This window comes from Hydrogenoanaerobacterium saccharovorans (assembly GCF_003814745.1).
In the GTDB taxonomy this organism is placed as follows: Bacteria; Bacillota; Clostridia; order Oscillospirales; family Ruminococcaceae; genus Hydrogenoanaerobacterium; species Hydrogenoanaerobacterium saccharovorans.
On the sequence record NZ_RKRD01000001.1, the window covers coordinates 14,607 to 38,397 of the forward strand.

Consider the following 23,791-nt stretch of genomic DNA (forward strand, 5'->3'; position numbering starts at 1 on the left):
TGCAGAGCATTGCTATGCCTAAAGATGCAGATTCGAGCACTTCTGACTAATTTCAGAAGTGCTTTTTTGTTTTTTGCGTCGGAGGTGAGTAAAATGCGCATAATAAAACGGATATGACGATTAATAAGAAATGTGGTGAAATACAATATGTACGAAAATAAAGAAGAGATACAGCGGGCAATTTTGATTGCCGCAGACACGGGCGAGTTTGATGTTGATGTTTCGCTCGACGAACTTGCCGAGCTTGCCGAAAGTGCAGGTGCCGAGGTACTTGCAAAAGTTTCGCAAAAACGCCCCGAGTACGACAAGGCAACGTTGATTGGTTCGGGCAGGTTGGAGGAAGTAAAGCTGTTTGCCGAGGATAGCGATGCAAACCTGTTGATTTTTGACCATGAGCTGACTGCAAGCCAAATACGTAATATCAGCGATGCAACGGGGATTGACGTCATTGACCGTACGATGCTGATTTTGGATATTTTTGCGCAGCGTGCAAAAACGCGCGAGGGCACCTTGCAAGTAGAGCTGGCACAGCAGCGTTACCGATTGCCGCGCTTGGGCGGGCAGGGGCAAAGCCTTTCGCGGCTTGGCGGCGGCATTGGCACACGTGGCCCGGGCGAAAGCAAGCTGGAATCCGACCGAAGGCACATCCGCCGCAGAATACAGGCGCTGGAAGAACAGCTTGCCGAGCTGGAAAAACGCAGAGGCAACCTGCGTGCGCGCCGCAAAAAAGACGGCATAACAACCGTTGCGATTGTAGGCTACACCAACGTGGGCAAGTCCACGTTGCTCAACGCCCTTACCGATGCCGGTGTTTTAGCAGAGGATAAGCTGTTTGCAACACTCGACCCAACCGCACGAAGCCTTGAACTGCCCGATGGGCGGAGTGTGATGCTGGTGGATACCGTAGGATTGGTGCGCCGTCTGCCGCATCACTTGGTAGAGGCGTTTAAATCCACATTGGAAGAGGCGGCGAATGCCGACCTGCTGCTTAATGTGTGCGATGTATCAAGCGAAGAGGTGCAAGAGCAGATTTCGGTTACCGAAGACCTGATGGCGGAACTGGGTGTTGCCGGTACCCCTATGATTACGGTGCTGAACAAATGCGATAAGGTGGAGCACTTTGAGCCGGTTATCAACCTTGGCAACAATGTGATGATCAGTGCAAAAACAGGCTTTGGCTTTGATGCTCTTCTCAATAAAATTGCCCAAACACTAGAACCATCACAGGTTCGCATGACATTGGTCATCCCCTACGACAAAGGCGGTTTGATTTCAGAAATCCGCGCAGAGGGTAAAATTTTTGATGAGCAGTATGTCGAAACAGGTACACAAATCGATGCACTTGTGGATAAAAAAATCCTTCACAAGGTAGAGCAATACCGCGTATAAAGCAAAAGAGATGAGAACTCGATCTCATCTCTTTTTTATGGATTGGCATTGTTCCACGCATAAAGCTGCATGTTGACGTAACCGTTGTCATCCACATCCACGCCTTCGGCTTCAAGCAGCTTTTTTTGTTCGTCCTGCCCGCCGAATGCAAAACCGGGTGCCAACCTGCCCTCGCGGTTTACCACGCGGTGGCAGGGGATGACACCGGGTAGCGGATTGACATGCAAAGCATAGCCAACAGCGCGGGATGCTTTTGGGTTGCCGGCCATCAGAGCAATTTGCCCGTAAGATGCTACCCTGCCGGCAGGGATCATCTGTACGATTTGGTAAACTTTTTCGTAAAAGTTCATTCTTTCACCAGGACCTCTTTTATTTCGCCGATAAACATTCGGTGAAAATCTTTTTCGGGGTAGTTTGCCGAAACCAATTCGCGGTCAATAAAGTTCTCTTCGGTCATCCAGCTGCCGAACGATTTTTTGCAAAGCAGTACCATTTCTGCCTCTTCAAAGTAGGGGATACCGTCTTTGTGGGCAAGGGTAAAGCCGCAATGCGCAATTTTGTCAACGTCTTTGCCCGAGTTCCTGCCGCAGAACATTACCTCGGTGGCATATTTTTGCCCCATAAAGCACAGGCTATAACCGTCTGCACCTTCCAGTATCGGCAAAGTAAAACGCTGCGGGCGCAGATAGATTGTGGTAACGCATTTGTTCCAAAGGTAGCCCATCTGCCCCCAGTTTACCGTCATGGTGTTTGCTTTTCCGCCGCTTTCTGCGGTAAGCAAAGGCATACCCAATTTGATTTTGTCAAAAACATTGTCTTCCATTTGGTTGGGTTGAATTACTTTAAAAGCCATTTCAATTACCTCCTCATGTTATTTGTTCATATAATTACAGTTTATCATATATTTTATTTTCTGCCACATAATATTTCTTTTCCATATCAAGAAAATTTGGTATAATAGGTATTAATTTCAATATCATTGCATACAGGAGGGACAAGCTATGGACACACCGTTTATACCTGAGTTTCAGGGGAATTTGCGCAAGCATTGTTTGGTCGTACCCGAGTGCATCCGCCGCTGCACCGGAATTAAGATTTTTGGGAAGAGAATTAAATCCATTGTATTTACCACAGATGTTTCAGTCATCCGCAATGTGAATGCAGATGCGGTGATTGCGGTCTATCCGTTTACCCCTCAACCTATCATCACTCAGTCCATTATGATTGCCTCCGATATTCCCGTGTTTTGCGGTGTGGGCGGCGGCATTACCATGGGCAAGCGCGTGGTCAACCTTGCCCTGCACGCCGAGTATCAAGGTGCGATTGGTGTGGTGGTAAATGCCCCCACCTTAAACGAAACCATCCGCAATGTGGTAGATGAAATCGATATTCCGGTTGTAGTGACGGTTGCCAGTGAGGCGGAAGACATAGAGGGGCGCATAAAAGCCGGTGCAGCTATCATCAACGTGTCTGCCGCATCGAAAACCCCCCAGCTGGTGTGCAAAATTCGCGAGCAATTCCCGCAGCTTGCCATTATGGCAACAGGCGGCCCCACCGATGAAAGCATTATCGAAACCATAGAGGCAGGTGCAAACGCAATTACATGGACGCCGCCCACCAACGGCGAACAGATTAAAATGATTATGGACCGCTACCGCCAAGGCTTGGCTTACGGTGGATGAAGAAATACTTTTGTTTTATACTTTAATGTAAAATGGCAGACGGTTTTTTATAAACTGTCTGCTTTTTTCTCTTTTCTTGACTATCTCTCAGCTTTTTCAAGCTGTTCATGCTGCATCATATAGTCGTTTGGGTATATTTCTAAAGATATTTGGCTGAATAATAAAGAGATTTTTTGTTTTGGCATTATTTTATATTTAAATTGTTTTTATATTCTGATGGGGTGACTCCAACATATTTTTTAAATATTTTAGTAAAGTAGTTTTGGCTGTTAAACCCTATTTCATAGGTAATTTCTTTAATGCTTTTACTTACGGTTAAAAGTTCTTTTGCCTTAGAAATCCTTTTTTCTGCAACCAAATCGGTAAAGTTTTTTCCGGTTTGCTTTTTTATTATTTTACTGAGATAAAACGGAGTAATCCCCAAACTGTCTGCAATATCATCCAAAAAAATGTCTTTGTTATAAGACGTTTCAATATAAGTGAGTGCTTGCTGAATAATAGCACTGGTTCCCGCATTTTTTTGTTGGTTTACCAACCATGCCAAATTATTGATTGTCATTTTGAAATAGTATTTTAGTTCCTTACCATCTGTAATCGTCATAATATTATTCATAGATAAATTTGAAAGGCCATCTTCGATTTGAAATGATGGAATCGAATCTTTAATTTCCTGAATGGTTAAAATAATTAAACGATAAATTTGTTCTTTTGCTTTAGATAAGATATTATCTTTGAAAATAAGTGCAGAAGTGATATTTTCTAAGTTTTTTTCTAAATCGCTTTGGCTGCCGTTTTGAAGAACCGTCATGAGTTTGTTTGCCATTGAATATAAGTCTATTTCCGCAGTTTTATTAAAATTGCAGGTTTCTTCATAAATTAAAAATCGTGCTCCTTTTATATCACACATATTCAATGCATCAATAGCCTGATGATAAGATAGGTTTAGTTCATAGGGATTATCATAGATGTTACCGATACCCACTTTGCCCACTTTGCCCATTTCATACAGCAACATAGATACAAAGTTGCCTACCTCAGACATCCTTCGAGTTTCTAGCTGTTTATTTTCTAAAACAAAGAAAATCAGCATATTATAAAGCTGTTCTCCAATACACTCGATACCAACATCATGAAGAGCTTTTTTTATTTTATTTAACACAAAACGATGATTTCCGTTGCAGCTTACGGCAAAGCAGAACCCGCTGTTTACGGTAAAATCAAGAAAAGAAAAAATACGCTGTAAATCTTCATTGGGTTCTTTTGATATGAGTGCATAAATACAATCGCTTTCCACAATGGGGCGGATATCTTCCATGCGGTTTGCCAGTATGGTATTTTGCTTCTGAGTTTGTAATTCGCAATTGAGTTTTTCAATCACTGCATCAACCGCTTGTTTAATACGTGCAATTTTAGCGGGCTTTAAGACGAAATCTTCCACGCCAAGTTGAATTGCCTCTTGAGCATATTCAAAACGGTTGTAGGAGGTAAGCAGCAAAAATTTCATTTGGCTGCTTTGTTTTTGCAATTCTTTAATCGTATCCAAACCGTTAATTCCCGGCATGTTAATATCCAGTATTACAATATCAGGACGAAAAACTTTGCACTTTTCAATTGCAATAAAACCGTTTTCGGCTTCTTCAATTCGTGATATATTTTCGCAATTGTTGCTGATTACCAACTTTACTGCTTCTCTCTCAATTGGTTCATCCTCTACAATTAGCAATTTATACATCTTGTTCTTCCTCCTCTTCCGCGGCAATAGGCAGTGTCAGTATAATAACGGTACCGCAATCGATACTGCTTTCGATTTGCACCGTACTGTCCGGTCCATAAAACATCTCTAAACGGCGAAATACATTGTTCATACCAATATTGGTTCCGTTGCTCTTTTTAAAGTTTCCAGCTCTTCTTCCGGTTAATATACTTTCAACAAGGTCGCTTTCCATTCCTTTTCCGTTATCTTCAAAAACAATATAAATTTTAGTTTCATCTCTGATTACCTGTATACTTACAAAAGCATTTTGTACCAATTGGCCGACACCATGAATTACGGCATTTTCTATCAGCGGCTGAAAAATCATACCCGGCATGGTTATATTGGGCACATCTTCCGCCACAAAAAGTTCAAATTTTACCCGATGCCCAAAACGCTTGCGTTGGATAATTAGATAATTTTGCGCACATTCGATTTCATTATAGAGGTCAGAAGTTTTACTGGATTTATCCAAACTGTAACGAAGCAAATCGGAGACTGTTTCCATCATTTCGCTTGTTTGTTCTGCCTGCTCCATATATGCCATTTTTGATATCATACTGAGTGTGTTGAATAAAAAGTGTGGGTTCATTTGCCCCTGCAATGCTTTTAATTCAGTTTCCATTAAAAGTTCGCTGATTTTTAGGTTTTCATTTTCTTTTTCCAATAGTTCTTTTTCCAGTTTTGCATTTTCTTCTACACTAAGAATATGCCCCTGTACACTTTTTGCCATATCATCAAAGGCATCACAAAGAATAGAAATTTCTTTACCTGCATGCTTTACTTGCTTAAGGTCGTATTTACCCATTTTAATTTTTTGAATATTTTTTACTATGCGCCCGATTGGCTGAGTAATATCTTTAATGCACATAGCTGAAAACGCTATGGCAATAACAATCATGCCCGCAGTTAACAAAATAATAAATTTAGCCTGCACTTGCCAATTGCGAATCATTTCTTTGCTTTGCCGGTTCATTTCATCTGTGAGGAGATTATAAAACTGCGTAGCGGTTAAATCAATATTTTTAGCAGTGTCCACTAAAAAATCATATTTTATGTTGTATTCCTCTAGAGAGATATCCTTTTTTTCTCGAAGTTCTAAAAAAACTTCATCATAGGTTTGTACCATGTTTTTCAGCCGTCCAAATCTCCATCGAAGCTTTTCATCTTCAAACATATTACTGAGGTCATTTATATTGTGGTTCGCATCATTTTTGCAAAGGTTGTATTTTGCCTGTTCTTCCACAGACCCCGTGTACAGGCAGTTCTGGGCAAGTTGGTCTGCAGCTTTTACATTTTTATAAAAACTACTCAGGGTACTATATTGTGCGGAAAAATCGGCATAGGCTGAAATTGTTTTTAGGTTTGAAAAGTTTAAAATTATCACCACGGCGAAAACAAATACGAAAAGAACAATATTATAAAATATAAGTTCTTGTTTTACACTGCTAAAACGCCAAAAAAACCGTTTTATTTTATGCATTGCTTCACCTTTCCTCCTGCAAAAATATGCCAAAACACAGGACCTTTCACGAAAAGATCCTGTGTTATAAGTTTTATTAAAAATTCTTTACTGTTTCGGTAAATGCACGGATGTTTGCTTTGGGGGTTCCGGTAGGAAGTGCGCACCCCGCACCGATTACCAAGCGCTTTCCGTCAAAAGCTTCCAGAACTTTTTGCGTTTCTTCTGCAACCCTTTGGGGTGTACCAAAATAGAAAACACCCGACGGGTCAATTGGGCCGAACATCACAGATTTTCCATCAAGTACCTTAGCCGCATTGTGTATGTTGGTTTTATAATCCACCTCAATTGCTGAAAAACGAATTTCTGCAACATCTTCTATGATGTTATCCAGATTGCCGCAGATGTGACACACCGTTTTGATATTCATTTTTTCCAAGTCTTGTTGTAATCGCTTTTGAAATGGATAGGAAAATTTCATATAACAATCACGGCTGATAAGATCGGGGCCACAGGAACTGTCGCCAAAACTGGTAAGATCTGCTCCCGCTTGATGCATCAGTTTATGATACTCCAAATGAACCGCATAGGCGCGATCGATAAGCTGAAGAATTTTTTCTTCACAATCTTCATCCAGCAAATCAGCCATAAAATCGGACATGCCATAGCTTAGCATCGCAAGACTAAATGCCATTTGGTCACAATTACCGCGAACCAAAAGGTCGTTGCCTACTTCTTTTTTGATAAGATAAACTGCCTCCAGCATAATTTTAATGCGGTCGTTTTTCAGCAGTTTATCGGGTGTCATTAATTCTATGAGTGCATCAATATCTTTTGAAGCAGCACCGATTGCGCGTGCAGGCTCGTCATCGGGGAAATCGATGGGAACCCCGATTGCATCTGCTTCCATACAGGTATCAATATCCAAAAGAATGCCATCAAGCCCGTATTTGCGAGCCGCAGCGATATGTGCTTTTGCAATATTTTGAGGGCTTCTGCGATATTCACCCATCGACATACCTGCTTCACCAGCTGCTGCCATAAAATTATGCAGCATCATCGGCACGCGGTCGGTTTTTTTGCCGTTTATAACAGCCGTTATTCTTTCGTAACCAGTCATAATGCCCTCCATAAGGAATATTGAAGATTGATTGTATTCTTCAATATTCCTATTGTACTATATTTTATTCGAACCGTGATTACAGGTCAACTTTAACTTTCAAAGCATCTGAATAGTTTTCAACATTATCCTTCGTAATCATAATTGTACCGGCATCATTAAGAATCATCTTTGGCTTTTTGCCTTCGGTAATGTTTTGATACAGCCAGTAAGCTGCCTGATAGCCGTAATTATAGAAGGAAGTTGCAACGGTGCCGTCCAAACCGCCTTTGCGGATTAAATCAAGAGTTTCTTCCACATCGTCAACACCATATACAGCCACTTTTTCACCGATGCCCATTTCTTCCACAACTTTTGCACATGCCGGGCCGGCTTCTGCGGCAAGATTGATTGCGAGGTTTACATCAGGATAGGCTTTAAAGGTATTCTGCCATTCTGTAGTTGCTTTCATTTTGTCAGATTTGGATTCGGTAATGTTTACAACCTCAAAGCCTGCAGTATGCGCTTCAAATGCTTTCTTTATTGCATCAATCTGGTCGTGGGCAATTTGGTAATTGAGTGCTGCAACTTGAATTGAGCATTTGATAGGCTTATCTTTACCAAGTTTTTCTTCGGCTGCATCCAAAAGAAGTTTTGCTTGAATATCAACATCTTTGCCGAAGAATGCAAGTCTGTCAACATCCGGAATATCAGAGTCAACTACCAGCACAGGTATGCCGGCTTCTGTTGCAAGTTTTACAGGAGCAGCGGGGACAAGACCTTGGGTGATAATGGCATCTGCTTTTTGTGCAACTGCTGTTTCAATGAGTTTTGCCATTTCTTCGGGGGAAATGTTTTGTGGACCAACCCAGTCGCCCTGAATACCAAGCTCTGTGCACGCCTGATCAAAGCCTTCTTTTGCAAGAAGCCAAACCGGATGAGCAAGCAAAGGAGATACATAAACAAAATGCAGGTCTTTTGCAGGGGCAGATTCGGTAGGTGCATCAGAAGCAGGGGTGGATTCTGAAGGTGCCGCAGAAGACGATGCAGGCGAACCGCAGGATGCCATTGACATTACCATTAAAGCTGCCAGAACCAAAGCAAGTATCTTTTTCATAATACAACCTCTTTCTTTTCTCTATTTTAGCACATCGTGCTCATAAACTGTAGATTCAAGTTGATTAGGTATTGGATGCTGCTTTGAGTAAATTGATTTCATTTGCTTCTTCTTTACTCATAATCTTTTGCACTTTTCCTTTACCAAGTACAACAAATCGGTCGCACATAGCCACCAGCTCGGGCATCTCAGATGAAATCATGATAATACAGATTCCTTTTGCTGAAAGTTCAAGCATCAGCTTATAAATTTCTGATTTGGTTCCAACATCGATACCGCGAGTAGGTTCATCCAACAAAATAACTTTAAGGTCTGTCATGAGCCATTTGGATAAGATAACCTTTTGCTGATTACCGCCGGAGAGGCTGGTAATACGAGTATCAAGGCTTGGCGCCTTAACTCGCAAAGTATCGAAATACTCTTTGGCACGCTTGCGCTCTTTTTTAGAATCTATCAGCAACAGCCCTTTTAGCTCTTTTAAGATGGTAAGTGTCATATTGTGGCAGATAGACATCGTACCGACAAATCCGTTTTTCTTGCGGTCTTCCGTCATCAGCCCTATGCCATATTTTTTTGCATCCTGCGGGCTGTTGATTGTAATTTCTTTGCCTTCAAGAAAAACCTTGCCATTGGTTTTGGGTATAATGCCAAACAGTGCATTGATGAGTTCAGATCGCCCCGAGCCAACCAACCCTGCAAGCCCAAGAATTTCACCGCGGTACAATGAAAAGCTTACGTCATCTATGATGTTTTTGCCTATTGCAAAGGTGTGCGGTACTTTGAAATGCTCTATGCGCAACATCTCTTTGCCAATTTCGCGTTCCAATGTGGGGTACATTACATCTAAACGGCGTCCAATCATATCCTCAATCACTTTTGTACTGTCATAACCGTCACACTTCCGATATTCACTAATGTACTGACCATCGCGCAAAATAACCATGCGGTCGCTGATTTCAAAAACCTCATCCAACTTATGAGATATATAAATGCATGAAATGCCCTGCTCGCGCAGTTCGCACAGTACATTCATAAGTTTCTGTGTTTCGGTTTCGGTTAACACAGAAGTTGGCTCGTCAAGGATAAGAATTCTTGGGTTGCGCACCAAAGCTCTTGCAATACACACCAGTTGTTGCATAGATGGACTCAGACTGCGAACAGTAACATTCACATCAATATCGGCATGCAGTTTATCCAGTGCAGAGCGGGCAATGGTTTTAGTCTGTTCCCAATCAATAAGTCTATGTTTTTTTAAAGGGAGCCTGCCCAGCATAATATTTTCTGCCACGGTCAAATCGAGCTCAAGGTTGAGCTCCTGATAAATCATAGCGATTCCCATATTCTCCGAATCAGTAGGACAGTTGAATCGACACATCTGCTCATTGAGAAAAATATTTCCCTCATATTCAGCACATGGATAAGAACCGCTTAAAATTTTCATAAGCGTAGATTTGCCTGCACCGTTCTCGCCCATCACTGCGAGAATTTCGTTTTGATAAAGCTTTAAAGATACATTACACAGCGCAGTTGTTCCAAGGAATTTTTTGGTTACATTTTGTACTGAAAGTACAGTATTCGTATTATTCAAAACGTACCCTCCTAATCTTTTGCTTTAATGGAGTTTTTAAGAATAATATTTCTCTTGTATTGGTCAAGTAAAACTGCCAGCACCAAGATAACACCTACCACTAAATTCTGCCAGTAAACCGAAATTCTCATAAGAGTAAGCGAATTGGTAAGTACCTCCATAAAAAAGGCACCAATGGTTGCGCCAACAATAGAGCCCATACCGCCAAAAGTAGAAATACCACCTATAATTGCACCGCAAATAACCGTTAACTCATAGCCTGTGCCCGCAGCGGCCTCTGCTGAACCAAGTCTTGCCGACATAAATATTCCCGCTAAAGCCGCGAGTGTTGAAGTAATTACATAAACCATCATTTTAGTCAGTCTTGTATTAATACCCGAAATACGCGCCGCCTCTTCGTTGCCGCCCAGTGCATAAATGGCACGACCAAACGGAGCATAGGCAAGTAAGATGTGACCGATAGCGGCGATAGCCAATGCTACAATAACTACCATAGGGATATGTAAAATTTTAAGCTGATCGATTTTCATAAGACCATCGGGCAGCGGATAGATAGGCACACCCTGTGTGAGAACGGAAACTAACCCTCTTGCAACATACTGCATACCAAGTGTTACAATCAGCGGCGGAATACCCGCTTTTACAATAATAAACCCATTGATAAATCCAATTAAAACCCCGGTTAAGACACCTAGTAAAATTGCAAAAGCAACAGGGATGCCTGCTTTGCAAGCCATACCGGTGATGACACCGCCAAGAGCAAGCACTGAACCAACCGATAAATCCAATCCTCCGGTAATCAGTATAAAAGACATACCTACAACGGTTATAAGGGTATACCCCATTGTTTTGAGTACATTAAATAGGTTGCCTGATGAAATGAAAACAGGATTGACACAAGTTACTACCGCCATATAAAGTATGGTTGCAAGGATAATACTGCTCTCTTGTTTTTGAATGAACCAGCGAAATTTCGATTCTAAACTTGATTTTTTCTTTTCTTGTAATTGATTACTCATTTAAATTACCCCCCGCTTGCATTTTTGCTACTGTAAAAATTATAAAGCATTTATTTAAGGTGATGTTGTTTGACTTTTAGTAAAATACTGTTATTTTTAGTGCAATTTTGTGCAGAAGGGAATCATGATTAGCAAATTTTTGTTCTCAAGTCTAAAAAATGCTAAACTGCCAAAGAATAGTAACTTGAGCCTTAAGATATATCGAATACTACAATCATCGTGTCAAACAAATCCTCACGGTTATTTAAATATAATATTTTCTAATTGCTTAGATGCATTGGATTAAGTTACTGCTGTTTTCAGTTTGTGCTTTTTCTTTGATAATGCAAATTTTTATACACAAATAATGAATAATACTTATTTTTATACAACATGGTACAAAAGCGCAGAGAAAATAATTGAATATTTATACATAAAAAGCTTGCAATTTAAAAAAATACATGTATAATTATGAATATAGATAAGAGATACTGTATAAACGAAACAGAACATCAACAGGAAAGGTTGCATAGAATATGAAAAAATATAACAAAGTGGTTCTTGCATATTCGGGCGGGCTTGATACTTCCGTTATCATCCCATGGCTCAAAGAAAACTACGGTTGTGAGGTAATTGCAGTTGCAGCCGATGTGGGGCAGGGCAAAGAGCTGTCGGGGCTGGAAGAAAAAGCCATCAAAACCGGTGCATCCAAGCTTTACATTGAGGATTTAAAAGATGTATTTGCCGAAGAATTCATTGTCCCCACCATAAAAGCCGGTGCGGTATACGAAGGCAAATATTTGCTGGGCACTTCGTTTGCACGCCCCATCATTGCCAAACGTTTGGTAGAGATTGCAAAAACCGAGGGCGCAGATGCCATTGCGCACGGCTGTACCGGTAAAGGCAACGACCAAGTGCGTTTTGAGCTTGCCATTAAAGCGTTTGCACCCGATATGGCAATTATTGCACCATGGAGGACATGGGAAATTAAAAGCCGTGAAGATGAAATCGCCTATGCCGAGGCAAGAGGCATTCCGCTCCCCATCACCAAAGAAACCAACTATTCCAAAGATAAAAACCTCTGGCATCTTTCTCACGAGGGGTTAGACCTCGAAGACCCTGCCAATGAGCCGGATTACAACAAAGAGGGCTTTTTGGAGATGAGCGTATCCCCCGAAAACGCACCCGATAAAGCAACCTACGTCACACTGTCGTTTGAAAAAGGCACCCCCGTCGCGTTAAACGACGTAAAAATGAAGACAGCAGACATGATTGTAAAACTCAACGAAATCGGCGGTGCAAACGGCATCGGCATCATCGATATGGTAGAAAACCGTTTGGTGGGTATGAAATGCCGCGGCGTGTACGAAACCCCGGGCGGTACCATCCTTTACGCCGCACACAAAAAACTGGAGGAACTCTGCTTAGACCGCGACACCCAGCACTACAAAGAGCAGGTTGCTGTTAAGTTTTCTGAACTGGTTTACTACGGCCAGTGGTTTACCCCGCTGCGTGAGGCACTCTCTGCATTTGTGGAAAGCACGCAGCAGACGGTTACGGGTGAAGTAAAGCTGAAACTTTACAAGGGTAACATCATCGATGCCGGAGTCACCAGCCCGTACTCCCTCTACTCGGAGGAGATTGCAACTTTTGGCGAAGACCATTGCTACAATCAGGCAGATTCGGAAGGGTTTATCAATCTGTTTGGGCTGCCCATCAAGGTAAAAGCGCAAATGGAACTGAAAAACGGGTTAAAATAAGAGCAGAAACAATTGAACGGGGCGGGGGGTATCCTCGCCCTGTTGCAAATTTCAGCATTGTATTAGTGGTAGGAGGAAATGACGTGGCACTATGGGCAGGGCGTTTTAAAAAAGAGGTGGATGAGCGGGTGAATGGTTTTAACTCCTCCATCCGCTTTGACTTTCGGATGTACAAACAAGATATACAGGGCAGCATTGCACATGCAACCATGCTTGCACAGCAGGGGATTATTGAAAAAAGCGAAGCCGATTTGATTACAGAAGGCTTACTTGGTATTTTGCATGATCTGGAATGCGGCAGCTTAGAGGTAGATGATACCGCCGAGGATGTGCACATGTTTATCGAGGCAGAACTTACCCGCCGCCTTGGCGATACAGGCAAGCGCCTACACACCGCCCGCAGCCGCAACGACCAAGTTGCGCTCGACATCCGCATGTATTTAAAAGAGGAATGCGATGCAGTAACTGCTTTGCTGAAAAAGCTTACCCAAACCTTGTGCATGCAGGCAGAGCAGCACCTTGAAACGGTACTGCCCGGCTACACCCATTTGCAGCGGGCGCAACCTATTACATTTGCGCACCACCTGATGGCGTACGCCCAAATGCTGCTGCGTGACATCGATCGTGTGCAGGCGGCAAAAACTCGTATGGATGTAATGCCGTTGGGCAGCGGTGCACTGGCAGGCACCACCTACAACCTCAACCGTGGCAAGGTTGCCGAGTTACTGGGGTTTAGTGCTATTACCGCTAACAGTTTGGACGGCGTTTCCGACCGCGACTTTTGTGTAGATATAGCCGGTGCAATGTCGCTGATTATGGTACACCTTTCGCGTTTTTCGGAGGAGATTGTGCTGTGGTGCTCGTGGGAATTTAAGTTTATCGAGCTGGATGATGCATTTGCAACCGGTTCTTCGATTATGCCGCAGAAAAAGAACCCCGATATCACCGAATTGGTGCGCGGCAAAAGCGGCAGAGTGTTCGGCGATTTAATCGCCCTGCTCACGATGCTTAAGGGCTTGCCTCTTGCATACAATAAAGATATGCAGGAGGACAAAGAGGCGATTTTTGATGCAGTAGATACTGTAAAGCTGTGTATTGCTACCATGATACCGATGATCGATACCATGAAGGTGCTCAAACAAAATATGCGTGCGGCGGCAGCCAAAGGCTTTATCAATGCCACCGATTGTGCCGATTATCTTGTAAAAAAAGGGTTGCCGTTCCGTGATGCTTATAAAATAACCGGCAATTTGGTGGCTTACTGTATCGACAACGGAAAAACGCTCGAAACACTCACCTTTAACGAATACAAGCAGGCTCATGCCTTGTTTGAGCAGGATGTATACGAGGCAATTAGTTTGGAAACCTGTGTAAGAGAACGCAAGGTAGACGGCGGCCCCTCACCCGAGGCGGTAAAAACGCAAATACAGGCAGTTGGCAAATGTTTGGAGGCAATGTAACATGGGCATAAAAGTTGGCATTATCGGTGCAACAGGCTACGCAGGCGTAGAATTGGTGCGCTTGCTGCTAAACCACCCGCAGGCAGAACTTGCCGCGGTGGGCTCGGTTAGCTTCGAGGGCAAACCCATCAGCGAAATTTACCCTAACCTTGCGGGCATCTTCGAAGCGGTGCTTACAAGTGATGAGCAGGTAATCGAAAAAAGCGAGGTTATCTTTGCATCTCTGCCGCATGGGCTTAGCGAAAAATATGCCGCAAGCTGTGCAGAACAGGGCAAAGTATTTATCGACTTAGGCGCGGATTTTCGGCTGTGGGCAGAAGAAGATTACAAGCAGTGGTACGGTTTGGAGTACCATGACCTTACACTGCATCAAAACGCGGTATATGCCCTGCCCGAACTGTACCGTGAGCAAATCAAAGGCAAAACTATCTTGGGCAACCCCGGCTGTTACCCTACTTCCATTGGGTTGGGGTTATACCCTGCGTTGAAAAGTGGCTTACTTGATACAAAAAGTATTATTATCGATGCCAAATCGGGAGTGACGGGCGCAGGCAGAGGGCTTTCGCAAACCACCCATTACCCAGACTGCAACGAGGCGTTTTCGCCCTATAAAATAGCAGATCACCGCCACACCCCCGAAATTGAGCAGACACTTGGCGACATAGCGGGCGAGCGGGTAACCGTTACCTTTGTGCCGCACCTGCTGCCGGTTAACCGCGGCATAGTTTCCACCATCTACGGCACACTCAAAAAAGACATCACACTGGATGAAGTGTTTGATCTCTACAAAAGTACGTATAAAGAGGAGCAGTTTGTGCGCATCTGCCCCAAAGGTACGGCGGCGAACCTTAAAAATGTGCGATTGAGCAATTACTGCGATATTTCACTGCACCTTGACGAGCGCACCAACCGCCTGATTGTAGTCTCTGCCATCGACAATATGGGTAAGGGCGCAGCAGGGCAGGCAATCCAAAATATGAATATCGTGTGCGGGCTGTCCGAGAATACCGGTTTAAACTCGGTTCCGCCTTGCTTTTAAGAGTAATAGATAGGAGAAGTGGTTATGAACATTCAACCAATCGGCGGCGGAGTTTGTGCCCCGCAGGGTTTTGCGGCGGGCGGCATCCACTGCGGTATTCGTAAAAATAAAACCAAGCGCGACCTTGCGCTGATTTACAGCAAAACTCCTTGTGCGGTTGCCTGTACCTATACACAAAACAAGGTAAAAGGTGCACCCATTACTGTTACCATGCAAAACGTGGCAGACGACACGGCAAAAGCCATCATCTGCAACAGCGGCAATGCCAACACCTGCAACGCCAACGGCATAGAGATTGCCACCCAAATGTGCGAGCTTACCGGCAAAGCACTGGGGATTGCCCCTGCTGATGTGGTCGTGGCATCCACCGGCGTGATTGGTCAGCCTCTCTCTATCGAACCGATTGCACAGGGGATGCAGCAACTGGTACAGTCGCTTTCAACACAGGGCAGCAGTGATGCGTGCGAAGGCATTATGACAACCGATACCTTCAAAAAAGAATTTGCCATCAGCTTTACCGTGGATGGCGTGCCTTGTAAGATGGGTGCGATTGCAAAAGGCAGCGGGATGATCCACCCCAACATGGCAACCATGCTTGCGTTTGTTACAACCGATGTTGCAATCGTCCCCGCACTGCTGCAAAAAGCGGTATGGAGTGTGGTGAGCGACACCTTTAATATGGTGAGTGTGGACGGTGATACCTCCACCAACGATATGTTTACCTGCCTTGCCAACGGTGAGGCGAACAACCCTGTTATCAGCAGTGCGGACAGCACCGCTTACCAAGAGTTTTGCGCGGCGCTTTATCATATCTGCACACTGGTTTCAAAAAACATTGCCAAAGACGGCGAGGGCGCAACCAAGCTGCTAGAATGCACGGTGACAGGTGCATCCGATAAGGCAATTGCCAAAAAAGTGGCAAAATCGGTGATATGCAGCAGCTTGTTTAAAGCCGCCATGTTTGGCTCAGATGCCAACTGGGGGCGCGTACTGTGCGCCATCGGCTACACCGATGCAGAGTTTGACATTACCAAAGTGGATGTAAGCTTTGCCTCACAGGCGGGCAGCATCGCCGTATGCAAAAACGGCGCAGGCATGGAGTTCAGCGAGGATAAAGCAAAACAAATCCTCACCCAAGACACCATCCAAATTACTATTGATATGAACGACGGTGCAGGCAGCGCCACCGCATGGGGCTGTGACCTTACCTATGATTATGTAAAAATTAACGGCGACTACCGCACCTAAGCATGCAAACCAAAACAAATCCCCGCCATACCGCATTGGATGTGCTTATCGGCGGGTTTTGTTTCATTTGAAAACTGCGAAATTTATAGCTTGAGGGACAGAATATGAAAATATCCAATACCGACAAGGCGCAGGTGCTGATACAGGCACTGCCTTATATCCAAAAATATTACGATAAAATTGTGGTGGTAAAATACGGCGGCAACGCGATGATTGACGAACAGCTCAAGCAGGCTGTGATGAGCGATATTGTGCTACTTTCTCTCGTGGGCATCAAGGTGGTGCTGGTGCACGGCGGAGGCCCCGAAATCAGCGATGTGCTGAATAAAATGGGCAAACAAAGCAAGTTTATAGGCGGCCTGCGCTACACCGACAAAGAAACCGCCGAGGTGGTGCAGATGGTACTTTCGGGCAAGGTAAACAAAGGGCTGGTTTCGCTCATCGAGCAAAACAAAGGACGCTCCATTGGGCTTTGCGGTATTGACGGCGGTATGATTCAGGCGAAAAAAATGGAGGGTGAGGTCGACCTCGGCTTTGTGGGCGATATTGTATCAATCGATACTTCTGTTATTTTGGATACGCTCAAAAATGGTTACATTCCCGTAATTGCAACGGTGGGTGCCGACGAGGAGGGCAACGTTTATAACATCAATGCCGACACTGCCGCAGCGCGCATTGCGTCAGAGTTGGGTGCCGAAAATGTCATTTTGATGACCGACATCCGCGGGCTGTTGGCAAACAAAGACGATGAAACAACGCTGATACCGCATGTGAATGTAAGCGAAGTGCCTTACCTCAAAAAACAGGGCATCATCTCGGGCGGTATGATACCAAAAATAGAGTGCTGTGTTGAGGCGGTTCGCCGCGGGGTCAAAAAAGCCGTTATCATAGACGGGCGCACCCCTCACTCGATTCTAATCGAAATTCTTTCGGACGAGGGCGTCGGTACGATGTTTAGCTAAAAGACGAACCGTATACAGAAAGCAGGTGGATAAATGGATTTTAACAAATTGCAGCAGATGGATACCGAATACATTGCAGGTACTTATGCGCGCTTCCCCGTTGCGATGGCAGAGGGCAAAGGTGCGTTGTGCCGCGGTATAGACGGCAAAGAGTACATCGATTTTACCTCGGGCATCGGGGTGAACAGCCTTGGATTTTGCGATGACGATTGGGTTTCGGCGGTGAGCAAGCAGGCGGGGACAATCTGCCATATGAGCAACCTTTACTACACCCTGCCCGATGTTAAGCTTGCAAAAAAGCTCTGTGAACGCACGGGCTGTAAAAAAGTGTTTTTTGCAAACTCGGGTGCCGAGGCAAACGAGGGTATAATTAAGGCGGCGCGCAAATACAGTGCCGACAAATACGGCGAGGGCAGAAACGAAATTATCACATTGGTAAATTCATTCCACGGGCGCACCATAACCACGCTTTCTGCCACAGGGCAAGAGGTATTCCATAAAAACTTTGCTCCGTTTACAGAGGGGTTCGTACACGCGGCTGCAAATGATATAGATGACTTAAAAGCAAAGGTGAGCGATAAAATTTGCGGCATCCTCATTGAGATGATACAGGGTGAGGGAGGGGTTATCCCGCTGCAAAAAGCGTTTGTCGATGCCGTTGCATCCATCTGTGCGGAGCGGGACATTCTGCTAATGGTGGATGAGGTGCAGACGGGTATGGGGCGCACGGGTACCCTGCTTGCATGTGAACAGTTTGGTTTAAAGCCCGATTTGGTCTCACTCGCAAAGGGATTGGGCGGCGGCTTGCCAATCGGTGCGGTGTTGCTGTTTGATAAATGCAAAAACACCTTTGGATACGGAGACCACGGCACCACCTTTGGCGGCAACCCCATTGTGTGTGCAGGGGCAAATGTGGTGCTCGATAAACTCACCGCTCCCCTGCTTGCCGAGGTACGGCGCAAAAGCAAGTTTATTTTTGACGCGGTGGGCAAAATGCCGCATGTCAAAAGCGTAAGCGGGCTTGGGTTGATGATCGGGGTGGAGTTTGACACCCTTGCGGGCAAAGACGTGGTAAACAAATGCTTGGATGAGGGGATCATTTTCCTCACAGCCAAAGCAAAATTGCGTATGCTGCCCCCGCTTGTTATTACCGACGAACAGATACAAAAGGGCTTGGATATTCTGAATGATATACTCACAAACTGGGAGGACTAATATATGAAACATCTGCTGAAAATAATGGATTTGTCTACCGAGGAAATCACCGAGATTTTAAACCTCGCCGACCAGCTTAAATACGAGCAAAAACACGGCATCAAGCACCACCATCTGGAGGGCAAAACCCTCGGAATGATTTTTCAAAAATCCTCCACGCGCACCCGTGTGTCGTTTGAGGTGGGGATGTACCAGTTGGGCGGTTCTGCGCTGTTTTTAAGCGCGCGCGACCTGCAAATTGGCAGGGGCGAGCCGGTGGAAGATACCGCACGCGTGCTATCGCGCTACCTTGACGGCATTATGATTCGTACCTTTGCACAGCAGGAAGTAGACGACCTCGCAAAATATGGCAGTATTCCCATCATCAACGGGCTCACCGACTATGCGCACCCCTGCCAGGTGCTTGCCGATTTAATGACGGTACGCGAATACAAGGGCAAGCTCGAGGGGCTTAAAATGTGCTACATTGGCGACGGCAACAACATGGCAAACTCGCTGATTGTCGGTGCTATCAAAATGGGTATGGAGGTAGGCATTTCCACCCCCAAAGCCTACCAACCCGCGGCAGATGTAGTGGAGTTTGCAAAACAAAACGGCAAATTTACACTCACCGAGGATGTGTTTGAAGCTGCAAAGGATGCAGATGTTATTTTTACCGACGTTTGGGCATCCATGGGGCAGGAGGGCGAAGCCGCCGAGCGCCGCAAGCTGTTTGAAGGTGTTTACCAAATTAACAGCAAACTGCTTGCCGTGGCAAAAAAAGACGTTATGGTACAGCATTGCTTGCCTGCGCACCGCGAAGAAGAAATTACCGCAGAGGTGTTCGAGGCACATCAAAACGAGATTTACGATGAGGCAGAAAACAGGCTGCATGCACAAAAAGCGGTAATGGTAAAATTGATGGCAAACAAATGATTGGCAATAAAAAGGCGGCTGTCCGTGTATGGATAGCCGCCTTTTTATTGCTTAGCGTGTAATGCGCCCGTTTTCATCCTCGGTAAGAATTAAAATCTGTTCTTCCACACCGGTATCGGCGTTGATATAAATCAGCAGTTTGTCGCCTGTTTCAGAAGTGACTGTAAATTCGTAACAATAGGTTTCAAATTGCCCTGTGGTAGGGATGATGACAAGATGGTTGCTTTCAATCTTCAGCTTTTTATCCACCACTTGTTTTGCCTGTTCGAGCGAAAGCTTTGGAGTGGTAATGGTGCGGTTGTAGTGGTTTGAGATATAACCACGCGCATCAAATCCCAAAATTTCGCCGTTATCCATCGCAACGGTTACCTTTACCAAATCGGGGTAAATGGTAACACCGCCTTGCGTATGGGCAAAGTTGATGGTGCACTGGTTGTCTTTTATCTGGTAATAGGTGTGTGTAAGCGATTTTAAGTTTAAGCCTTCGAGATAAGTTCTTGCTGTTTTAATGGCTTGGTCGGTAGTGAGAGTGGTTGCCTGAGGTATGCGAGATTTGATGACATACACCACAAAGCCGCCCGCTTTGGTTACACCTACCCATACGTCATCATCGTTAAAAGTATAGGACGGCATGGTTGAGTTTTCATCCGAGCCCGGCTTTAAAGAAGCGTACTCTACCTGAGCAGCTTTCGCTGCCAGCTTTTGTGCTTCTTCGTACGGAATCTGCGCCGCTCCCTTGAGCATCTGCGGCTCTCTCTTTAGGATATGGTCGGAGAATGGACCGTCGTATTCCAGTTCCGGATAATCGGTGAACGATTTTTCAAGCCCTTCAAAGGAACCGATGGTTTCGCCCGATTGAGGTTCTGCACCGTTTTCTTTGTTGGTGTTTTCAATATCCTTCTTGATTTGCTCCATGGTGATTTGCCCTTGAATGATGTTTTGTTCCATCTGAAAAAGCTGATCGGATAGTTTGCGCCCGTATTCGCACAAAGCGGCAAACTGCTTGCGCTCTTGTTCTGAAATTTCACCGCCGCTCACCGATTTTTTCGAAAGTGTCATGGCGTAATCGCCGATCTGCGAAAGAAAACGGTTGGTGTTATCTAAGTGAAGTTCGCCCACGGGCAGGCTGGTGAGTGCGGTTTTTGCCGCAGAGGCATCGCGCCAAAGCTGTGCCGATAAGCTGGATACCTGTACCGGAGTGGATGCATACAGCCCCTTGCTTAACGTTGACGATATCCCGGTAAGGTTGCTCGCCAGCCCGGTTATCGACTGTGAGTAGGTATCTTCCAGTAAAATGCGATAACGTACGGCGTTGTTGAAATTTACCGCAGTGCCTACGCCCAGCACCAATAGTACTGCACAAAGGTAACTTACTATCCGCACCCAACCGCGTTTTGTAAAATTGAGATGTACCGATTTCCCATTTTCCATAGTCGCAATCCCCCAGTATAAGAAAATTATATTCTACAGTTATTCTCATTTTTTCCATACATCTTAAAAATATGTAAAATGAACGCATCAAAAATTGAAAGATGGTGTTTTTTGATATATAATACTAAATTAGACAGCTATCGCCTAAGATACATAGGCTTGGAAAAGACAGGAAAAATCAAGGCTGATTGTCTTTGATTGGAGCGTAATGACATGAATGAAGTTTATTTGGACAACAGTGCCACTACCCGTGTGGATGAACGTGTTGCGCAGGCGGCGCTTTCGATGATGTGTGAGCATTACGGAAACCCGTCTTCTCTGCACAGTAAGGGGCTGGATGCCGAATTGGCAATTACCGCTGCACGCAAGCAGGTGGCGGCCGCAATCGGGGCAGATGCAGCAGAAATTACTTTTACATCGGGCGGTACCGAGGCAAACAACCTTGCCGTTTTTGGCACTATGAATATGGGCAGACGGATGGGAGGCAGGGTGATTGCTACTGCATTCGAGCATTCGTCGGTGATGGCATCGTTTGCACAGCTCGAAAAGCTGGGCTGCGAGGTGATCTACATAAAGCCCGACGGGCAGGGGCATATTTCGGCACGCGATGTGATTGATGCGGTGGACAACCGTACCGTACTTGTAAGCACCATGCTGGTGAACAATGAGGTGGGCAGCATCACCCCTGTGGAGGAGATTGCACGCGGCATTCGCTTTAAAAACAAAGATACCGTCATCCATTGCGATGCAGTGCAGGCTTTTGGCAAGCTGCCCATCAAGGTAAAACGGCTGGGGGTAGACCTGCTTACCGTCAGCGGGCATAAAATTTATGCGCCCAAAGGCATTGGTGCGCTGTATGTGCGGGCGGGTGTGCGGCTTCGTCCGCTGGTATACGGCGGTTCGCAAGAGCGCGGCTTGCGTGTGGGTACCGAGGCAGCACCCAACATTGCAGCGCTTGGCAAGGCGGCAGAACTGATTGATTGTGCGCATGCGATACAGAACTCCTCATTGTTTTCAAAAACATTGCTAGAGGGAGTTGCAGGCATTTCAGGAATCCATGTGAATTCCCCTGACGATGCACTGCCCTGCATTGTAAACATCAGTGCTGTTGGCATCCGCTCTGAAATTATGATGCACTATCTCGAGCAGCGGGGCATTTTTGTCTCGAGCGGGTCTGCGTGTGCCAAGGGCGAAAAAAGCCATGTGCTGCGCAGCATGGGGCTTAGCGACGACTTGATTGACAGCGCATTGCGCATCAGTTTTGGCAAGTACAACACCTGTGAAGATATTGCAAGGTTTATTACCGTGCTGAAACAGGGGATGAAAGACATCAAAAGACATGCTTAATTTGCAAAGAACAGAAACGAAAGACAGAGGTAGAGCGATGAAAGAAATTATTTTGCTGAAAAGCGGTGAGATTGCGCTAAAGGGGCTGAACCGCGGCAGCTTTGAGGACGTGCTTATCAAAAATGCACGCCGCAGGCTGGCAAGCTTGGGCAGCTTTAAGTTTACCAAGGCGCAGTCCACCATTTACTGCAAACCTGCCAGTGATGACCTCGACTTAGATGAGGCAGTGGAGCGGCTTTCGAAGGTGTTTGGCTTTTCGGCACTCAGCCGTGCTGCGGTGGTGGAAAAAGACTGGGACGACATCAAGACCAAAGCGGTGGAATATCTTGCAGATACCCTGCCTTATGTGAACACCTTTAAGGTGATGGCGCGCCGTAGCGATAAGACATTCCCGATGAATTCGCCCCAAATCTGTGCAGAGCTGGGCGGCATCCTGCTGGAAGCCTTCCCGAATTTGACGGTGGACGTTAAAAGCCCCGAAATGGTGGTTTGGGTAGAGGTGCGCGAGGTCGCGGCATACATCCACGCACGGCAGCTGCCGGGTGCAGGGGGGCTGCCCATCGGCACTTCGGGCAAAGCGGCACTGCTCGTTTCGGGCGGTATCGACAGCCCTGTTGCGGGTTATATGATGGCAAAACGCGGTATCGAGCTTTCGGCTATCCACTTTTTCAGCCCGCCGTATACCAGTGAGCGTGCCAAACTCAAGGTGATTTCTCTGCTCGAAAAGGTGAGCGCCTACGCAGGCAGAATCAAACTGCATGTTGTACCGTTTACCGAGATTCAAGAGCAGATTCAAGAGCATTGCCCTGAAGAATTGTTCACCATTATTATGCGCCGATATATGATGAAAATTTCACAGCGCATTGCCGAAGCAAATGAATACAGCGCGCTGATTACCGGCGAGAGCGTGGCACAGGTGGCAAGCCAAACCATAGCGGCGATTGCCTGCACCGATGCGGTGTGTGACATCCCCGTGTTTCGCCCTGTGATTGGTATGGATAAAGAAGAAATTGTGCAGATATCGCGCAAAATTGATACCTTTGAAACTTCTATCTTGCCGTTTGAGGATTGCTGCACGGTGTTTACACCAAAACATCCGCGCACAAAACCAAAGCTGAGATTTGTAGAAGAGGCAGAGGTTGCATTGGATGAGGAAACGCTCATTCAAAACGCAATCGACAACATCGAAGAACAGATAATTCAAATATAGCGGCGGGCACTAGCCTGCGGACAGCTTGGTTCGTTCGACAAAACAAATTATCGAGGGTCTCCGTGCAAGTTGCATCGGCAGGGCCTTGTCAGATTAGCAGCGGCAGTAAGCCGCAG

The 23,791-nt window shown here is 45.4% G+C and carries 20 protein-coding genes; 11 read left to right on the top strand and 9 right to left on the bottom strand.

Annotated elements, in window-relative coordinates:
• Positions 1-147: 147 nt before the first annotated feature.
• Positions 148-1,389, top strand: coding sequence for a GTPase HflX (gene hflX / locus EDD70_RS00085; protein WP_092754287.1), 1,242 nt, complete (start codon positions 148-150; stop codon positions 1,387-1,389).
• A 35-nt stretch (positions 1,390-1,424) separates the two neighbouring features.
• Here hflX and EDD70_RS00090 read toward each other — a convergent pair whose 3' ends face one another.
• Together EDD70_RS00090 and EDD70_RS00095 are read right to left on the bottom strand one after the other, a co-directional pair.
• Positions 1,425-1,739: an MGMT family protein gene (locus EDD70_RS00090; RefSeq protein WP_092754284.1), complete on the bottom strand. Its 315-nt coding sequence runs from the start codon at positions 1,737-1,739 to the stop codon at positions 1,425-1,427.
• A complete protein-coding gene (locus EDD70_RS00095) occupies positions 1,736-2,242 on the bottom strand; it encodes a flavin reductase (RefSeq protein WP_092754282.1) in 507 nt (168 codons plus the stop codon). The genes EDD70_RS00090 and EDD70_RS00095 overlap by 4 nt, the downstream gene beginning before the upstream one ends.
• Positions 2,243-2,390: 148 nt before the next feature.
• On the opposite strand from EDD70_RS00095, the gene EDD70_RS00100 reads away from it, so the two are divergent.
• Positions 2,391-3,071, top strand: coding sequence for a hydrolase (locus tag EDD70_RS00100; protein ID WP_092754278.1), 681 nt, complete (start codon positions 2,391-2,393; stop codon positions 3,069-3,071).
• 184 nt (positions 3,072-3,255) lie between these two features.
• Here the strand turns inward: EDD70_RS00100 and EDD70_RS00105 are convergent, their stop codons facing one another.
• The 6 genes from EDD70_RS00105 to EDD70_RS00130 all read right to left on the bottom strand — a co-directional run bounded on the left by EDD70_RS00105 (position 3,256) and on the right by EDD70_RS00130 (position 11,109).
• Positions 3,256-4,803, bottom strand: a complete 1,548-nt coding sequence (locus tag EDD70_RS00105) for a response regulator (RefSeq protein ID WP_092754275.1) — start codon at positions 4,801-4,803, stop codon at positions 3,256-3,258.
• Positions 4,796-6,307 carry a sensor histidine kinase gene (locus EDD70_RS00110; RefSeq protein ID WP_092754272.1) on the bottom strand — a complete coding sequence of 504 codons (1,512 nt, stop codon included), beginning with the start codon at positions 6,305-6,307 and terminating at the stop codon, positions 4,796-4,798. Before EDD70_RS00110 ends, EDD70_RS00105 begins: the two co-directional genes overlap by 8 nt.
• 76 nt (positions 6,308-6,383) lie before the next feature.
• A complete protein-coding gene (locus tag EDD70_RS00115; protein WP_162840880.1) occupies positions 6,384-7,406 on the bottom strand; it encodes a uroporphyrinogen decarboxylase family protein in 1,023 nt (340 codons plus the stop codon).
• Positions 7,407-7,485: 79 nt separating this feature from the next.
• Positions 7,486-8,502 (bottom strand): substrate-binding domain-containing protein, encoded by a 1,017-nt coding sequence (locus EDD70_RS00120; protein ID WP_092754266.1) that lies wholly within the window; start codon positions 8,500-8,502, stop codon positions 7,486-7,488.
• Between the two features lie 64 nt (positions 8,503-8,566).
• Entirely contained in the window at positions 8,567-10,090 is a 1,524-nt protein-coding gene (locus EDD70_RS00125; RefSeq protein ID WP_092754263.1) for a sugar ABC transporter ATP-binding protein, read from the bottom strand.
• Between the two features lie 11 nt (positions 10,091-10,101).
• Positions 10,102-11,109 (bottom strand): ABC transporter permease, encoded by a 1,008-nt coding sequence (locus EDD70_RS00130; RefSeq protein WP_092754259.1) that lies wholly within the window; start codon positions 11,107-11,109, stop codon positions 10,102-10,104.
• Positions 11,110-11,624: 515 nt separating this feature from the next.
• Between EDD70_RS00130 and EDD70_RS00135 the strand changes: the two genes are divergently transcribed.
• The 7 genes from EDD70_RS00135 to argF all read left to right on the top strand — a co-directional run bounded on the left by EDD70_RS00135 (position 11,625) and on the right by argF (position 19,687).
• Positions 11,625-12,848 (top strand): argininosuccinate synthase, encoded by a 1,224-nt coding sequence (locus tag EDD70_RS00135; protein ID WP_092754256.1) that lies wholly within the window; start codon positions 11,625-11,627, stop codon positions 12,846-12,848.
• A gap of 83 nt (positions 12,849-12,931) precedes the next feature.
• Complete coding sequence (argH, locus tag EDD70_RS00140) at positions 12,932-14,308, top strand: argininosuccinate lyase (protein WP_092754253.1); 1,377 nt, start codon at positions 12,932-12,934, stop codon at positions 14,306-14,308.
• A 1-nt stretch (position 14,309) separates the two neighbouring features.
• Positions 14,310-15,347, top strand: a complete 1,038-nt coding sequence (gene argC / locus EDD70_RS00145; RefSeq protein ID WP_092754250.1) for an N-acetyl-gamma-glutamyl-phosphate reductase — start codon at positions 14,310-14,312, stop codon at positions 15,345-15,347.
• Between the two features lie 24 nt (positions 15,348-15,371).
• Positions 15,372-16,595, top strand: coding sequence for a bifunctional glutamate N-acetyltransferase/amino-acid acetyltransferase ArgJ (gene argJ / locus EDD70_RS00150; protein ID WP_092754247.1), 1,224 nt, complete (start codon positions 15,372-15,374; stop codon positions 16,593-16,595).
• 104 nt (positions 16,596-16,699) lie between these two features.
• On the top strand, positions 16,700-17,557 hold the full coding sequence (gene argB / locus EDD70_RS00155; protein WP_092754244.1) for an acetylglutamate kinase: 858 nt from the start codon (positions 16,700-16,702) through the stop codon (positions 17,555-17,557).
• Positions 17,558-17,590: 33 nt separating this feature from the next.
• Positions 17,591-18,772 carry an aspartate aminotransferase family protein gene (locus EDD70_RS00160; RefSeq protein WP_092754240.1) on the top strand — a complete coding sequence of 394 codons (1,182 nt, stop codon included), beginning with the start codon at positions 17,591-17,593 and terminating at the stop codon, positions 18,770-18,772.
• A gap of 3 nt (positions 18,773-18,775) precedes the next feature.
• Positions 18,776-19,687, top strand: coding sequence for an ornithine carbamoyltransferase (argF, locus tag EDD70_RS00165; RefSeq protein ID WP_092754237.1), 912 nt, complete (start codon positions 18,776-18,778; stop codon positions 19,685-19,687).
• A 51-nt stretch (positions 19,688-19,738) separates the two neighbouring features.
• Here the strand turns inward: argF and ypeB are convergent, their stop codons facing one another.
• Positions 19,739-21,118: a germination protein YpeB gene (ypeB, locus tag EDD70_RS00170; RefSeq protein WP_092754234.1), complete on the bottom strand. Its 1,380-nt coding sequence runs from the start codon at positions 21,116-21,118 to the stop codon at positions 19,739-19,741.
• Positions 21,119-21,331: 213 nt separating this feature from the next.
• On the opposite strand from ypeB, the gene EDD70_RS00175 reads away from it, so the two are divergent.
• Together EDD70_RS00175 and thiI are read left to right on the top strand one after the other, a co-directional pair.
• A complete protein-coding gene (locus EDD70_RS00175) occupies positions 21,332-22,465 on the top strand; it encodes a cysteine desulfurase family protein (protein ID WP_092754231.1) in 1,134 nt (377 codons plus the stop codon).
• 37 nt (positions 22,466-22,502) lie between these two features.
• Positions 22,503-23,675 (top strand): tRNA uracil 4-sulfurtransferase ThiI, encoded by a 1,173-nt coding sequence (gene thiI, locus EDD70_RS00180; protein ID WP_092754228.1) that lies wholly within the window; start codon positions 22,503-22,505, stop codon positions 23,673-23,675.
• The last annotated feature ends 116 nt before the right edge of the window (positions 23,676-23,791 follow it).